Here is a 13,575-nt window from a genome sequence, read left to right as displayed (position 1 = left end):
GCCACCCCCCGTCATAGCTGCAAATCGAGCAGCTCGTCGCTCAGATCGTCGTCGGTAATCGTCTGACGGATCTGGGCGTGATGCGCTTGCTCGCTCCACAGCTCGAATTTGTCGCCCATGCCCAGCAACACGGCTTTCTTGTCGATGCCGACCGCGGAACGGTGGCTCGGGGGCACGGTGATGCGGCCGTTGCTGTCGAGTTCGACGAAGGCCGCCGCTCCGACCAGCTTGAGCTGCATGTTGCGGTTGACCTGCTTGACCTTGGGCAGCTTGTTGACCTGGTCGCGGACGCGTTCCCAGATCGACAGCGGATACAGATAGAGGGAGCCGGACTCGAACGGGTTGTAGGTGATGACCAGGCGGTTGCCGCACTCGCGCGCGACGAGATCACGGTAGGCGGTGGGCACCGCCAGCCGGCCCTTGTCGTCGATCGTGATGGCGGTTTCGCCTTGGAACATTGCGCACCTTTGCGGCTCCCGTCTCTACCGGACGGGTCACCTCAGTTCATCCGCCCGGCTGAGCGGTTGGCCTCGAAATCCCACTAAAACCCAGGATTTCCCTCGGATGTCCACATTAGCAGGGTGCACAGGGTTGTCAACAACTTTCCGGGACAAATTTCACCTGTCGCATCAATGGCTTGCAGCGAACTTCAGAGTCTTATTCAAGAGTTATCCACTAACCTTTGTTTCGTCTCAGGTTTTGAGACTCTGAACGTCACAAAGTGACCCTCGCGCGATGTCCGTCACAGTTGTTAAGGCCTTGTTGCGCAGCAGCAATCCGGCTCGATAGACGCAAAAGGTCGAAGTTCGATCCCTGATCGGCGGCAGCTATCGGAACATCCGCGGGCGCACAGGCGGCCAGGAGCTGCCGCGCTGGGACACCCGGACTGGAGGGGACGCCCGCCGGCGGGCCGCCGTTCCCGCCGAGTCCGCCGGCCCTCACCCCGCCCCTCTCCCGCAAGCGGGAGAGGGAGACAAGCCCAGCTTCGGGACTCGGGACTCGGGACTCGGGACTCGGGACTCGGGCAAGGCAACAAGCAGCGACACTCTTCCGCAACCGAGAGCCCCCTTTAGTAAAGGGGGGCGCCCCGAAGGGGCGGGGATTTGGAGACACATAGCGGGGCCCGAAATTTGCGCAGCAAATTTTGGGGTTTGTAGGGCGAAGCCCGAAAAACGCCACCCCGAAGGGGCGGGGATTGGGGGGAACGAAGCGGGGCCCAAAGTTTGCAAAGCAAACTTTGGGTTTTTCAGGCGCAGCCTGAAAAAGCGCGGAGCCGGCCGATAAGCCGGGTTCTGTCGTGGACAGTCATTCCTCTAGGCGCCGCGTCGCCGCGACGCTCAAGCAACCTACCCGGAGACACCGCGGGCCGCGGCATCGTCTCCCTATTTGGTTTTGCTCCCGGTGGGGTTTGCCGTGCCGGTCCGTTGCCGGACTCGCGGTGCGCTCTTACCGCACCGTTTCACCCTTACCACGCGCCCTCGCGGGCCGTTCGGCGGTCTGCTCTCTGTTGCACTTTCCGTCGGCTCGCGCCGCCCAGGCGTTACCTGGCACCGTGCCCTGTGGAGCCCGGACTTTCCTCGGCACCGGAACTTGCGCTCCGATGACGCGACTGCCTGGCCGACTCCGCGGGCGCATTGTCGCACGCCCGACCCGCTCGCGCGCCGGCACGCTTCATCTCCGCCTCAGCCGCACACAGGCACGCGCTGGGCCGGATGCGCCGGCTCCGGCGTCGCGCTCATGAGCATCGTCTACTCCTCGCCGCGCCCGTACAGCGCCTTGCGCGGCGCCCCGCTCAGCTCGGCGGCCAGCTTGGCCGCGGTCGACGGCGGCAGGTGCTCGCTGAGCTTGGCGTAGATGCGCCGGCCCTCGACCACCTTGGCGTCGGCGTCGTCGCCGGCGCCTTCGACGATCAGCACGAACTCGCCCTTGCGCTGGTTGGGGTCGGCGGCGACCTTCTGCGCGAGTTCGCCGAGGCTGCCGTCGAGCACGGTCTCGAACAGCTTGGTCAACTCGCGCGCCAGCACCGCCGGGCGCTGTTCGCCGAACGCGCCGACCATGTCGGCCAGGGTTTCCTCGATCCGGTGCGCCGATTCGTAGAACAGCAGGGTCTGCGGCTCGGCCGCCAACCGCGCCAGGCGCTCGCGCCGGGCCGACGCCTTGGCCGGCAGGAAACCCTCGAAACTGAACCGGTCTGAGGCCAGCCCGGCCACGCTCAGGGCCGCGATCGCGGCGCAGGCGCCGGGCACCGGCGACACCCGGATGCCGGCCGCGCGGGCGGCGCGGACCAGGCGGAAGCCCGGATCGCTGACCAGCGGGGTGCCGGCGTCGGACACCAGGGCCAGCGAATCGCCGCCCTGCAGCCGTGCCACCAGCTGCGCCGCCTGTTGGTCCTCGTTGTGCTGATGCAGGGCCAACAGGGGCCGCTCCAGGCCGAAATGGGCCAGCAGCTGGCGGGTGTGGCGAGTATCCTCGGCACAGATCGCCGCGACCGAGCGCAGGGTCTCCAGCGCGCGGGGCGTCAGGTCGCCGAGGTTGCCGATCGGGGTGGCGACAATATGAAGGGTGCCGGAAGTGAGCATCGTACGGGTGCGGTGAGGCCGGGTAGAATCCTAACCGGTCCCACAGGAACGCCGCTGGACGGCGGAAGCAAGCCGATGAATCAGAGCAAGAACCGGCCCGCGATGACATGGATGTTCAGCCTGCTGGCCGCCACCGCCGTGCTCGGCGGCTGCGCCACGGTCGAAACCCGCCCCGCCGCCGCGGTCAGCGCCTCCAATCCGCTGATCGCCCAGGCCGGGCATCTGGCGCACAACAACGCCAACCTCAGCGGCGCCGAGCGTGCCGAGAACGAACGCCAGATCGAACGCCTGCTGGCGCAGCTCGACAATGCGGCGCTGACGCGCGAAGCCGATGCCCTGCCGGTCGGCGACCCGCTGTACAACTTCGTCGGCCGCCAGCTGATGCAGCGCGGCCTGCCGCTGCCGCGGCCGTTCGACCAGACCTCGAACTGGCGCTACCAGGCCTCGGCCCAGCGCCCGCCGGCCGACAGCGACGGCTACCGTCCGCCGCTCAAGCTGGCGGTGCTGCTGCCGCTGTCGGGTTCGCTCGCCACTGCCGCCGCGCCGGTGCGCGATGGCCTGCTCGCCGGCTATTACGGCGAAACCCGGCGGCGCCCGGAAATCGTCTTCTACGACACCAACGGCACCGCCGGCGGCACCCTCGCCGCCTACGACAAGGCCGCCGCCGAGGGCAACGACTTCGTGGTCGGGCCGCTCGGCCGCGACGAGGTCAGCGCCCTGTTCGGCAAGAACGCACTGCCGGTGCCGGTGCTGGCGCTCAACCGCGGCAACGTCGCCCCGCCCAGCGGCACGGTGAGCTTCTCGCTGACGCCCGAGGACGAAGGCGTGGCCGCGGCCGACTACCTGCTCGAACGCAAGGCCGCGCGCGTGCTCGCCATCGGCGGCGGCGACGACAGCCAGCGCCGCGCCATCGCCGCGCTCAAGGAGCGCTTGAGCGCGCGCGGTGCCCAGGTCACCGACACGATCGGCGAAGGCACCGCGGACCTGGCGCCGTTCGCGAGCAAGGATGGCGGCATCGACGCGGTGTTCCTGGCGGTCAAGGGCAGCGCGGCGCGCGGGCTGATTCCCAAGCTCGCCCTCGCCGGCCTGGCCGAGAAGCCGCGCGTGGCGACCTCGCAGCTGTTGTCCGGCACCGGCAAGCCGGAGCAGGACCGGGTGCTCGACGGCATCGCCTTCCCCTCCGAATCCTGGACCAGCGGCGGCGTGCGCGGCCTGCCGCCGGCGCCGGGCGTCGCGGCCGGTCTGCCGACCGCGCGCGGTCCGGCCGCGCGCCTGTTCGCATTCGGCTACGACGCGTGGCTGCTGTCGGCCTATCTGGAACGCCTGGCCAGCCGCTCCGACGCCTTCGTCGCCGGCGCCACCGGCGTGCTGCGGGTCGACGGCTTCGGCAGCGTGCTGCGCACGCCGGCCTGGTCGACCTTCAGCAGCGGCGTCGCAGTGCCGCTGGCGGATGCCTCGCGCCGCTGACGGCAACGCCCGCTCCACGGGTGCGCCCTCACGGCGCGCCCGCGGCGCCGCGATCGAAGCCGCCGCGCGCCGTCATCTGCTCGGCGCCGGACTGCGCGAAGTCGCCGCGAACGCCCATTACCGCTGCGGCGAACTCGATGCGGTGATGCTCGACGGCGCCGTGCTGGTGTTCGTCGAAGTGCGCTACCGCCGCGACGCCCGCTACGGCGGCGGCGCGGCCTCGGTCGACCTGCGCAAGCGGCGCAAACTACTGCTGGCGGCGCAGTCGTTCCTGCTCGCCCACCCCGGCTACGCCGAGCACGCCTGCCGTTTCGACGTGATCGAAGCCCAAGGCGACCCGGCCGAGCCGCAACTGCGCTGGCTGCGCGACGCGTTCCGCGCCGACGACGCCTGACCCCTCTCCTGCCGATACCCGATCGAGACCGAGCCGCGCGATGCCGACCGTGATGACCCACGCCGCCGTACCGCTGGCCCTCGGCCTGGCCCTGGGCGCGCGCGCGGTTCCGCCGCGACTGCTGGTCGCCGGCGCGCTCGCGGCGATGCTGCCCGACGCGGATGTGGTCGCGTTCAAGCTCGGCATCGCCTACGCCGACGGCTTCGGCCACCGCGGCGCCAGTCACTCGTTCGCATTCGCCGCGTTGATCGCCGCGCTCGGCGCGCTGGCGGCGCCGTGGCTGCGCGCCCCGCCGTGGCGCGCCGCGGCCTGGCTGTTCCTGTGCACGGTTTCGCACCCGCTGCTCGACGCCTTGACCAACGGCGGCCTCGGCGTCGCGCTGTACTGGCCGTGGTCGGAGCAGCGCCTGTTCGCACCGTGGCGGCCGATCGAGGTCTCGCCGATCGGCGCGCGTTTCTTCAGCCTGCGCGGCCTGCAGGTGCTGTGGTCGGAGGCGCGCTGGATCGTGCTGCCGGCCTTCGCCCTGGGCCTGTGCGGCGCGGCGTTGCGGCGCTGGACCGCGCCGCGCGCGGAAGCGACGCCATGATCGCCCTGCCCGACGCCCTGCAGCGCGAGCTGGCCGCGGTGTTCGGCGATGGCTGGCTGACCGACCCGGGGCAACGGCTGGCCTACGCCTACGACAATTCGCGCCGCCAGTCCCTGCCCGACGCGGTCGCGTTGCCGCGCACGCGCGAGCAGGTGCAGACCCTGGTGCGCGCCTGCCGCCGTCATCGCGTGCCGGTGATCGCGCGCGGCCGCGGCACCAACACCACCGGCGCCTCGGTGCCGGTGGCCGGCGGCGTGGTGGTCTCGTTCGAACGCATGGACCGGATCCTCGAGATCCGCCCCGGCGACCGTTGCGCGGTGGTCGAGCCGGGCGTGCTCAACGGCGACCTGCAGGCCGCGCTCAAGCCGCACGGCCTGTTCTGGCCGCCGGACCCGACCAGCGCGGCGTTCAGCACGGTCGGCGGCAACCTGGCCTGCAACGCCGGCGGTCCGCGCGCGGTGAAGTACGGCGCCAGCCGCGACAACGTGCTGGCGCTGACCGCCGTCACCGGCGCCGGCGAGCTGATCGTCTGCGGCACCGCCACCACCAAGGGCAGCACCGGTTACGACTTGCACCGCCTGCTGGTCGGCAGCGAAGGCACCCTGGCGCTGATCGTCGAGGCCAGCCTGCGCCTGACCCCGAGCGCGCCGGCGCGCGCGGCGCTGCGCGGCATCTATCGCGACGTGTCCAGCGCGGCGCGCGCGGTGGCGCGGCTGATGGCCCAGCCGGTCACGCCGTCGATGCTGGAATTCATGGACGCGCAATGCGTGCGCCTGGCGCGCGACGTCGGCGGCGCCGAGCTGCCGCACGAGGCCGGCGCGCTGTTGATGATCGAAGCCGACGGCGATGCGCATACCCTGCCGCACGCGCTGGAAGCGCTGCGCCGCGCCGCCGCCGGCGACGGCCTGCTCGCGCTCGACGACGCCGTCGACGAGGCCGCGCGGGAAAAACTATGGGCGGCGCGCAAGGCGCTGTCGCCGGCGCTACGCACGCTGGCGCCGGGCAAGATCAACGAAGACGTGGTGGTGCCGGTGTCGCGCATCCCCGAGCTGGTCGACGGCGTGCAGGCGCTGGCGAGCGAGTTCGACCTGCCCATCGTCTGCTTCGGCCACGCCGGCAACGGCAATCTGCACGTCAACCTGCTCTACGACCCCGCCGACGTCGCGCAGGACCAACGCGCGCGCGCGGCGATGGCGCGGGTGTTCGCGCTGGCGCTGGCGCTCGGCGGCACCTTGTCGGGCGAGCACGGCATCGGCCTGGCCAAACGCGACTTCATGCCGCAGGCGGTGAGCGCACAGACCTTGGCGCTGATGCGCCAGCTCAAGCAGGTGTTCGACCCCGACGCGATCCTCAACCCGGGCAAGCTGCTGCCGGACGCGTGAGCGCGGCGGAGTGCGCCGACCCAATCCGCCACCGCCCGACGGTGCGGCACCGCCCCGGCCCAGCGACCGAACCGGCCGCCGCGGCGCTCAGCCGGCGAAATGCTCGTAGCCGGTCCGCGCCGGTCGCCACGGCGTGCCGTCCGGCGCGAAGGCGCGCACGCCGCGACCGGCTTCGATGCGCCCGATCCTGCAGCCGGGCACCGCGGCCTCGGCCAGCGCGCGCTCGATTGCGGTTCGCCGCTCCGGCACGGCGGTGAAGCACAGCTCGTAATCGTCGCCTCCGGCCGCCTGCAGCTGCCAGCGCGCGGCGCCTTCGGCGGCCGCGGCCAAGGCCGGCGACACCGGCAGCAGCGCCAACTCGATCCGCGCGGCGACCTGGGATGCCGCGCAAACGTGGCCGAGGTCGGCCAGCAGACCGTCGGACACGTCGATGCCGGCCGAGGCCAGCCCGGCCAGGGAACGCCCGGCGGCGACGCGCGGCGTCGGCCGCGCCAGGCGCTCGTGCAGGCGCGCCGCATCGGTGGCCGGATCGCCGGCACAGCGGCGCACGGCCTGTTCGCGGTACGGCGCGATGCCGTCCAGGGCCAACGCCGCCGCGGCATCGCCGAGCGTGCCGGTGACCCAGATCTCGTCGCCGGGCTGCGCCGCATCGCGGCGCAAGGCCGCGCCGGGCGCGACGAGACCGAGCACGGTCACGCAGACCGACAAGGGGCCACGGGTGGTGTCGCCGCCGACCAGGGCGACGCGATGCTGCGCGGCCAGGTCGAGGAAGCCGTCGAGAAAAGCGTCGACGAAAGCGGCGTTGTCCGCCTGCGTCGGCAGGGACAGCGACAACGTGCACCAGGCCGGCTCGGCGCCCATCGCCGCCAGGTCGGACAGGTTCACCGCCAGCGACTTCCAGCCGATGTCGGCCGCCGCGGCCCCTTCGCCGAAGTGCACGCCGCGGTTGAGGGTGTCGGTGGCCACCACAAGTTGCCGCCCCGGCGGCGGCTGCAACAGCGCGGCATCGTCGCCGATGCCGAGCGCGACGTCGTCGCGCACGCCGGCGCGCGCGCGGATGCGCGCGATCAGGTCGAATTCGGCCGCGCTCATCGTGCCGCCCGGCGCGGCGCGCGCGTCGGCGCGGCCGCGTTCCGGCGCTGCGCGGCGGCGCAGCGCCCGCGCATCAGCGCTTCTTCGACGCGGCGAATTCCACCGCGCGCCAGTCCGCCGCGGCGTGGTCGAGCACGCCGTTGACGTAAGTGTGGCCGTGTTCGGCGCCGAAGCGCTTGACCGTCTCGATCGCTTCGTTGATCACCACCCGGTACGGCACGTCGACGCGGTGGCGCAGCTCGTAGGCGGCGATGCGCAACGCGGCGCGCTCGATCGGATCGACCTGCTCGACCTCGCGGTCGAGGAACGGCGTCAGCGCCTTGTCGAGTTCGGCGCGATGCGCATCGACGCCGCGCACCAGGTCTTCGAAGTAGGCCAGGTCGGCGACTTCGTGCGCCTGCTCGTGAGCGAACTGGGCGATGACGTCGTTGGCCTTGGCGCCCGACATCTGCCAGGCGTACACGGCCTGCAGCGCGCGGCGGCGAGCGCGCGAGCGCGCGACCGGATCGATTCCATCCTGACGACGGCGGTTCATGGCAATTGTTCCAGCAAGTGACTCATCTCGAGGGCGGCCAGCGCCGCTTCCTCGCCCTTGTTGCCGTGGCTGCCGCCGGCGCGGGCCATGGCGTCCTCGTGCATTTCCACCGCGAGCACGCCGTTGGCGATCGGCAGGCCGTAGTCGAGCGAAACCCGCATCAGGCCGTCCGAGCAACCGTCGGCGACCTGCTCGTAGTGGCGGGTGTCGCCGCGCACCACGCAGCCCAGCGCGACCACCGCAGCATGGCGGCCCGCCGCGGCCAGGCGCTTGGCCAGCACCGGCAGTTCCCAGGCGCCGGGCACGCGGAACACGTCGATCGCGTCCTCGGCGACGCCGTGATCGGCGAAGGTCTTGCGCGCGCCGGCCACCAGGGTATCGGTGATGCGCGGGTTCCAGCGGCTGGCGATGATGGCGTAGCGCGCGCCCTGGGGGCTGCGCAGGTCGCCTTCGTAATGGGGCATGGTGGGGGATCGACCGGACGAAAGGGGTAGTTTAGCGGGTTGGCGGCCGGCTCAGGTCCGGCCGCCTCGGCGGATGGGACGCGCCGGCTCAGCCGAGCCGGTGCGGGTCGACGTACTCGACCACTTCCAGGCCGAAACCGGCCAGGCCGATCTGCCGGCGCGGGGTGCCGATCACGCGCAGCTTGCCCAGGCCCAGGTCGGCCAGGATCTGGCCGCCGGCGCCGTTGCGGCGCCATTCGGCCAGAGCGTGGCCGCGGGTCGGCGGCGCCGCCTCGTCGGGGCCGCCCTCGCCGGCCGGCTCGTGCGCGGCCTGGCCGCGGACTCGCGCCAGCAGCGCCTCGGCGTCGGCATGGTCGGCCAGCACTACCAGCGCGCCGCGGCCCTCCCGGGCGATCGCGCCGAGCACCTCGCCGATCGCCGGGCCGAAGTCCGGCCGGCGCCAGTGCAGCGCATCGGCGAGCGGGTTCTGCACGTGCACCCGCACCAGGGTCGGCGCGGCCGGGTCGGGCTCGCCGCGCAGCAGGGCGAAATGCAGGGCGTGGCTGAGCCGGTCGCGGTAGCTCAGCAGCTGGAACGGGCCGTGCTCGGTCTCGATGGTGCGCGCGTCGACCCGCTCGACCGTGTGCTCGGTGGCCAGGCGATAACGGATCAGTTCCTCGATCGAGCCCATCTTGAGCCCGTGCTCGGCGGCGAAGGCCTCCAGCTCCGGGCGCCGCGCCATGCTGCCGTCGGGGTTGAGCACCTCCACCAGCACCGCCGCCGGCTCCAGGCCGGCGAGCAGGGCCAGGTCGGTGCCGGCCTCGGTGTGGCCGGCGCGGCTGAGCACGCCGCCGGGCTGCGACATCAACGGGAAGATGTGGCCGGGCTGGGCCAAATCGCTGGGCTTGGCGTCCGGACGCACCGCGGTGCGCACGGTATGGGCGCGGTCGTAGGCCGAGATGCCGGTGGTGACGCCTTCGGCGGCCTCGATGCTGACGGTGAAGTTGGTGTGGTGCGGCGAGGTGTTGTCGCGCACCATCGGCCCCAGGCCGAGCTGCAGGCAGCGTTCGCGCATCAGCGACAAGCAGACCAGGCCGCGCGCGTGGGTGACCATGAAGTTGATGTCGGCCGGGCGCACCAGCTCGGCGGCCATGATCAGGTCGCCTTCGTTCTCGCGGTCCTCGTCGTCGACGATCACGACCATGCGGCCGGCGCGGATTTCTTCCAGCAGTTCGGGAACGGTGGCGAAGCTCATGCGGTTTCCTCCGCGCGCGCGCCGAGCAGACGCTCGACGTAGCGCGCGACCAGATCGATTTCCAGATTGACCGCGTCGCCGACCGAGGTCGCGGCGAAGGCGGTGTGGGCGACGGTATGCGGAATCAGCGCGACCTCGAAGCCTTCGGCGTCGACTTCGTTGACCGTCAGGCTGACCCCGTCGACGCAGATCGAGCCTTTCTTGGCGATGTAGCGCAGCAGCGCCGCGGGCGCGCGGAAGCGCCAGCGCTGCGCGCGCGCGTCCTCGTGCACGCCCAGCACCGCACCGACGCCGTCGACGTGGCCGCTGACCATGTGCCCGCCGAGCCGGTCGGTCGGGCGCATCGCCCGTTCCAGGTTGAGCACGGCGCCGGGACGCAGCGCGCCGAGCGTGGTCAGCGCCAGGGTTTCGGTGGACGCGTCGGCCTCGAACCAATCGCGCTCGAACGCGATCGCGGTCAGGCACACGCCGTTGACGGCGATGCTCTCGCCGAGCCTGGGTTCGGAGAAATCCAGCGTGCCGGTGGCGATGCGCAGGCGCACGTCGCCGCCGAGATCCTGCGTGGCGGCGAGCGAGCCGACGCCTTCGATGATGCCGGTGAACATCAGCCGGCCTCCTGGCGGGCGGCCGCCGGGCAGGTGTTGCGAACGAACTGGGTCATGAAACGTTTCCCGCGTGATGTTGAGCGAAAAACGCCTCAAGGCTCGAAGACAACGCACGGGCCGCGGCGCGGCCGCAGCCTCGGGCGCCCGTCCTTGCGGCGGGCGTCGCGCGTAGCCGTCTTCTTTCATCCGGACTGTGACCGTCGGCTCCGGCATCGGACCGGATCTGCTGACCCGCCCGGCCGGGACGTCCTGGGACGCGCGGCCGGGCAGCGCTCGCGGGCTCGCGCGTCGCCGCGCCTACCGCCGGTGGGGAGTTCCGCCCCGCCCTGAAGACGTTACCTGTGGGTGCCGGCGAACCGGCGCGCGCAGTTTAGCACCGGCCGCCCGAGCGTCCGGAGCCGGCCCACCGCCGCGGCCGCGATGCAGCGTTCCGCCGCGGCGCGGCCGGACCGGTCGCGGGCCGCCCCGGTGCGGCCTCCGGGCGGCCGCGCCGGCCGCTGGCCTCAGCCCGGCTTGCGCCGCAAATGCAGGTGCAGCGGCCATTGGACGGTGCGCACGTCCTCGGCCGCGCCCCAGGCCGCGCTCAGCGCCGCGCGGTGCAGCGCCACCGGGTCGTCGCCGGTGGCGGCTCGGCAGCGCTCGACAGCCGACAGACTGTGCAAATAGCCCAGCCAGCGGCTCAGGCTCCATTCGGCCTCCAGCCACAACGCCGGCGCCGGCAGGGCGGCGAACGGCCAGCGGTAGCCGGCATAGCCGTCGCGGACCTCGGCGTTCTCCGTCTGCCAATAGGGACCGATGCGGGCACGGAAGGCCTCGACCGCCTCGACCATGCCCTCCGGCGGCAGGAAATCGCCATAGGCCCACACCGCCAGCACCCCGCCGGGCACCAGCACGCGCTCGCATTCGGCGTAGAAACGCTCGCGATCGAACCAGTGCATCGCCTGCGCGACCGCGACCAGTTCGACGCTGGCATCGGCCAGCGAGCAGCGCTCCGCCGGCTCGATCGCCAGGCTCACCCGGCCCTCGCCGCGCAATGCCGCCTCGCGCGCCCAATGGCGCTCGATCTGCGCCGCGCTCGGCTCGGTCGCGTGCACCCGCTCGAACCGCGCGGCCAAGCCTCGGGTGGCCTGGCCGCTGCCGCAGCCCGGCTCCCACACCCGCACCGCCGTCGCCGGCAGTTGCGCGGCGATGGCGTCGAACATGGCGTCGGGATACTCCGGCCGCGACGCGGCGTAGCTTTGCGCCAGGGCGGAGAAATGGTCCTTGAAGGGATTCGAGCTCATGAGGCAGGCCCAACGGTCAGGAGGCAAGAGTCGGCGACGCTTCGGGCGGGCTCCTGACGCCGGCCCGCCGACGTCTAGGGTTTGGGCCGCAGCAGCACCCGCATATCCCCGCCCAGCTGGCGCACATCGACCAGCTCCAGCTTGCGTTTGTCCGCCATCGCCTCGATGCCGAGGCCGTCGAACAGCGGCCGCGCGCGTTCGCCGAGCAGCACCGGGGCCATGTAGAGCAGCACTTCGTCGACCCAGCCGCCGGCCAGGAAGGCGCCGGCCAGGGTCGCGCCGGCTTCGAGCTGGATTTCGTTGACGCCGCGAGCGGCGAGCAGCTTGAGCACCGCTTCCAGGTCCATCAGGCCTTCGCGCACCGGCACCGCGGCGTGTTCGGCGGCGAAGCCGCGCGGCAGCTTGGCGTCGGGCGCGTGCAGGTACAGGGTCGGCGCCTCGCCGCCGCGCACGCGGCCGCGGGCGATCGTGGCCAGGCCCGGGTCGAGCACCACCCGCAGCGGCGCCACGAACGGCGTGTCGTCGCCCAGGCGCACGGTCAGCTCGGGGTCGTCGGCGAGCACGGTTCCGGCACCGGTCACGATCGCGCCGCAACGCGCCCGCCAGCGCTGCACGTCCAGGCGCGAGGCCGGGCCGCTGATCCATTTCGATTCGCCGCTGGCCAAGGCGCTGCGGCCGTCGAGGCTGGTCGCCAGCTTGACCCGCAGCCACGGCCGGCCGCGCTCGATCCGCGACAGGAAACCGCGGTTGAGCGTGCGCGCCTGCGCTTCCATCAGGCCGCTGGCGACCTCGATGCCGGCCGCCTGCAAGCGGGCGAAACCGGCGCCGTCGACCTGCGGGAACGGGTCGCGCATCGCCGCGATCACCCGTCCCACGCCGGCCTCGATCAAGGCCTCGCTGCAGGGCCCGGTGCGGCCGGTATGGGCGCAGGGCTCCAGGGTCACGTAGGCGGTGGCGCCGCGCGCGCGATCGCCGGCGGCGCGCAGCGCGAGCACCTCGGCATGCGGCTCGCCGGCGCGCTGGTGCCAGCCCTCGCCGACGACCTCTTCGCCGTGCGCCAGCACGCAGCCGACCATGGGATTGGGCTTGGTGGTGTAGGCACCCTGCTCGGCCAGGCGCAACGCGCGGGCCATCAGGGCGTGATCGATAGCGCTGAAGGAGGCGGTCATCGGCTCATTCTGGGCCCGACGCGCGCGAATAGCGACCGCGTCCGCATCGCTGGGCGTCATCGCGCCGGCCGTGACAGCGCCGATCGGGATCGCGGCGATGGCCCGCGTGACGGCGCAGCGGCGCGGCCGCCGCACGAGCGGCGGGCGCCGGCGGTTCTCGCCGGAAGCGAACGGCCGCAGATTCAGCGCTTGCGGTTGCGCTCGTGCGCGGGTTCCTCGCCGAGCAGCGGCAGTTGCCCGTCGCCGGGCGCGTCGCGTTCGAGCCGATCGAGTTCTTCGCGGAAATCGGCCACGTCCTCGAAGGCGCGATAGACCGAGGCGAAACGCACGTAGCCGACGTGGTCGAGCTTGCGCAGCTCGTCCATGACGAAATCGCCGACCCGCCGCGAAGCCAGCTCGCGCTCGGCGGTCATGCGCAGGCGGTGCACCACCGCGCGCACCGCGGCCTCGACCTGCTCTTCCGAGACCGGCCGCTTGTGCAGCGCGCGGTCCATGCTCAGACGCAGCTTGCGCGCGTCGAACGGCTCGCGGCGGCCGTCGCCCTTGATGATCATCGGCAGCTTGAGCTCGATGGTCTCCAGCGTCGAAAACCGTTCGCCGCAGGCCTCGCAGACGCGCCGGCGCCGGATCGTGGCGCCGTCGTCGGACACCCGCGAATCGATCACGCGGGTGTCCTGGTGCTGGCAGAAGGGGCAATGCATGGGAAGCCGGGATTTGGGATTCGGGAATCGGGATTCGGAAAGTCAAAAGCGCTTGCGGCGGATGCCAGCATAGTGCCAAGCCGC

At 72.1% G+C, this 13,575-nt stretch carries 14 protein-coding genes, 1 other RNA gene and 1 riboswitch; of the genes, 4 read left to right on the top strand and 11 right to left on the bottom strand.

The genetic code is table 11. The features are described 5' to 3' along the window. Positions 1-11 precede the first annotated feature (11 nt). From mraZ to rsmI, 3 genes are all read right to left on the bottom strand, one after another. Positions 12-458, bottom strand: coding sequence for a division/cell wall cluster transcriptional repressor MraZ (mraZ, locus tag V2J18_RS05010; protein WP_064748834.1), 447 nt, complete (start codon positions 456-458; stop codon positions 12-14). Positions 459-1,265: 807 nt separating this feature from the next. Continuing rightward, positions 1,266-1,625: RNase P RNA component class A (rnpB, locus tag V2J18_RS05005), an RNA gene on the bottom strand. Positions 1,626-1,748: 123 nt separating this feature from the next. Then, positions 1,749-2,579 (bottom strand): 16S rRNA (cytidine(1402)-2'-O)-methyltransferase, encoded by an 831-nt coding sequence (gene rsmI, locus V2J18_RS05000; protein ID WP_064748836.1) that lies wholly within the window; start codon positions 2,577-2,579, stop codon positions 1,749-1,751. Between the two features lie 75 nt (positions 2,580-2,654). On the opposite strand from rsmI, the gene V2J18_RS04995 reads away from it, so the two are divergent. From V2J18_RS04995 to V2J18_RS04980, 4 genes are read left to right on the top strand one after another with little or no spacing between them, the layout of a single operon-like run. Continuing rightward, complete coding sequence (locus V2J18_RS04995; RefSeq protein WP_425605943.1) at positions 2,655-4,046, top strand: penicillin-binding protein activator; 1,392 nt, start codon at positions 2,655-2,657, stop codon at positions 4,044-4,046. Beyond that, positions 4,030-4,440 carry a YraN family protein gene (locus tag V2J18_RS04990; RefSeq protein ID WP_064748837.1) on the top strand — a complete coding sequence of 137 codons (411 nt, stop codon included), beginning with the start codon at positions 4,030-4,032 and terminating at the stop codon, positions 4,438-4,440. The genes V2J18_RS04995 and V2J18_RS04990 overlap by 17 nt, the downstream gene beginning before the upstream one ends. Before the next feature lie 40 nt (positions 4,441-4,480). Continuing rightward, positions 4,481-5,026: a metal-dependent hydrolase gene (locus V2J18_RS04985; RefSeq protein WP_064748838.1), complete on the top strand. Its 546-nt coding sequence runs from the start codon at positions 4,481-4,483 to the stop codon at positions 5,024-5,026. Further along, positions 5,023-6,408, top strand: a complete 1,386-nt coding sequence (locus V2J18_RS04980; protein WP_064748867.1) for an FAD-binding oxidoreductase — start codon at positions 5,023-5,025, stop codon at positions 6,406-6,408. The genes V2J18_RS04985 and V2J18_RS04980 overlap by 4 nt, the downstream gene beginning before the upstream one ends. An 87-nt stretch (positions 6,409-6,495) precedes the next feature. Here V2J18_RS04980 and thiL read toward each other — a convergent pair whose 3' ends face one another. From thiL to nrdR, 8 genes are all read right to left on the bottom strand, one after another. Further along, on the bottom strand, positions 6,496-7,500 hold the full coding sequence (gene thiL / locus V2J18_RS04975) for a thiamine-phosphate kinase (RefSeq protein WP_064748839.1): 1,005 nt from the start codon (positions 7,498-7,500) through the stop codon (positions 6,496-6,498). 73 nt (positions 7,501-7,573) lie between these two features. Continuing rightward, on the bottom strand, positions 7,574-8,035 hold the full coding sequence (nusB, locus tag V2J18_RS04970) for a transcription antitermination factor NusB (RefSeq protein ID WP_064748840.1): 462 nt from the start codon (positions 8,033-8,035) through the stop codon (positions 7,574-7,576). Beyond that, entirely contained in the window at positions 8,032-8,499 is a 468-nt protein-coding gene (gene ribH, locus V2J18_RS04965; protein WP_064748841.1) for a 6,7-dimethyl-8-ribityllumazine synthase, read from the bottom strand. The genes nusB and ribH overlap by 4 nt, the downstream gene beginning before the upstream one ends. Positions 8,500-8,587: 88 nt before the next feature. Beyond that, a complete protein-coding gene (gene ribB, locus V2J18_RS04960) occupies positions 8,588-9,733 on the bottom strand; it encodes a 3,4-dihydroxy-2-butanone-4-phosphate synthase (RefSeq protein WP_064748842.1) in 1,146 nt (381 codons plus the stop codon). Beyond that, entirely contained in the window at positions 9,730-10,338 is a 609-nt protein-coding gene (locus V2J18_RS04955) for a riboflavin synthase (protein WP_064748843.1), read from the bottom strand. The genes ribB and V2J18_RS04955 overlap by 4 nt, the downstream gene beginning before the upstream one ends. Before the next feature lie 170 nt (positions 10,339-10,508). Continuing rightward, positions 10,509-10,676: riboswitch (FMN riboswitch) on the bottom strand. Between the two features lie 165 nt (positions 10,677-10,841). Further along, positions 10,842-11,621 (bottom strand): class I SAM-dependent methyltransferase, encoded by a 780-nt coding sequence (locus tag V2J18_RS04950; protein ID WP_064748844.1) that lies wholly within the window; start codon positions 11,619-11,621, stop codon positions 10,842-10,844. A gap of 74 nt (positions 11,622-11,695) precedes the next feature. Then, positions 11,696-12,790: a bifunctional diaminohydroxyphosphoribosylaminopyrimidine deaminase/5-amino-6-(5-phosphoribosylamino)uracil reductase RibD gene (gene ribD, locus V2J18_RS04945; RefSeq protein WP_064748869.1), complete on the bottom strand. Its 1,095-nt coding sequence runs from the start codon at positions 12,788-12,790 to the stop codon at positions 11,696-11,698. Positions 12,791-12,972: 182 nt separating this feature from the next. Further along, positions 12,973-13,491 (bottom strand): transcriptional regulator NrdR, encoded by a 519-nt coding sequence (gene nrdR / locus V2J18_RS04940; protein ID WP_064748845.1) that lies wholly within the window; start codon positions 13,489-13,491, stop codon positions 12,973-12,975. Between the last annotated feature and the right edge of the window lie 84 nt (positions 13,492-13,575).

The organism is Lysobacter firmicutimachus (genome assembly GCF_037027445.1).
GTDB classification, from domain to species: Bacteria; Pseudomonadota; Gammaproteobacteria; order Xanthomonadales; family Xanthomonadaceae; genus Lysobacter; species Lysobacter firmicutimachus.
Note: the sequence above shows the minus strand (reverse complement) of the source record. Positions and strands in the feature narration are given on the sequence as shown.

What these genes read in the sequence shown, in the direction of transcription:
- ribB (WP_064748842.1), bottom strand. Translation starts at nt 9,733, where the DNA reads ATGAGCTTCGCCACCGTTCCCGAACTGCTGGAAGAAATCCGCGCCGGC.
- V2J18_RS04955 (WP_064748843.1), bottom strand. Translation starts at nt 10,338, where the DNA reads ATGTTCACCGGCATCATCGAAGGCGTCGGCTCGCTCGCCGCCACGCAG.
- V2J18_RS04985 (WP_064748838.1), top strand. Translation starts at nt 4,481, where the DNA reads ATGCCGACCGTGATGACCCACGCCGCCGTACCGCTGGCCCTCGGCCTG.
- thiL (WP_064748839.1), bottom strand. Translation starts at nt 7,500, where the DNA reads ATGAGCGCGGCCGAATTCGACCTGATCGCGCGCATCCGCGCGCGCGCC.
- nusB (WP_064748840.1), bottom strand. Translation starts at nt 8,035, where the DNA reads ATGAACCGCCGTCGTCAGGATGGAATCGATCCGGTCGCGCGCTCGCGC.
- V2J18_RS04980 (WP_064748867.1), top strand. Translation starts at nt 5,023, where the DNA reads ATGATCGCCCTGCCCGACGCCCTGCAGCGCGAGCTGGCCGCGGTGTTC.
- ribD (WP_064748869.1), bottom strand. Translation starts at nt 12,790, where the DNA reads ATGACCGCCTCCTTCAGCGCTATCGATCACGCCCTGATGGCCCGCGCG.
- nrdR (WP_064748845.1), bottom strand. Translation starts at nt 13,491, where the DNA reads ATGCATTGCCCCTTCTGCCAGCACCAGGACACCCGCGTGATCGATTCG.
- rsmI (WP_064748836.1), bottom strand. Translation starts at nt 2,579, where the DNA reads ATGCTCACTTCCGGCACCCTTCATATTGTCGCCACCCCGATCGGCAAC.
- V2J18_RS04950 (WP_064748844.1), bottom strand. Translation starts at nt 11,621, where the DNA reads ATGAGCTCGAATCCCTTCAAGGACCATTTCTCCGCCCTGGCGCAAAGC.
- ribH (WP_064748841.1), bottom strand. Translation starts at nt 8,499, where the DNA reads ATGCCCCATTACGAAGGCGACCTGCGCAGCCCCCAGGGCGCGCGCTAC.
- mraZ (WP_064748834.1), bottom strand. Translation starts at nt 458, where the DNA reads ATGTTCCAAGGCGAAACCGCCATCACGATCGACGACAAGGGCCGGCTG.
- V2J18_RS04990 (WP_064748837.1), top strand. Translation starts at nt 4,030, where the DNA reads ATGCCTCGCGCCGCTGACGGCAACGCCCGCTCCACGGGTGCGCCCTCA.
- V2J18_RS04995 (WP_425605943.1), top strand. Translation starts at nt 2,655, where the DNA reads ATGAATCAGAGCAAGAACCGGCCCGCGATGACATGGATGTTCAGCCTG.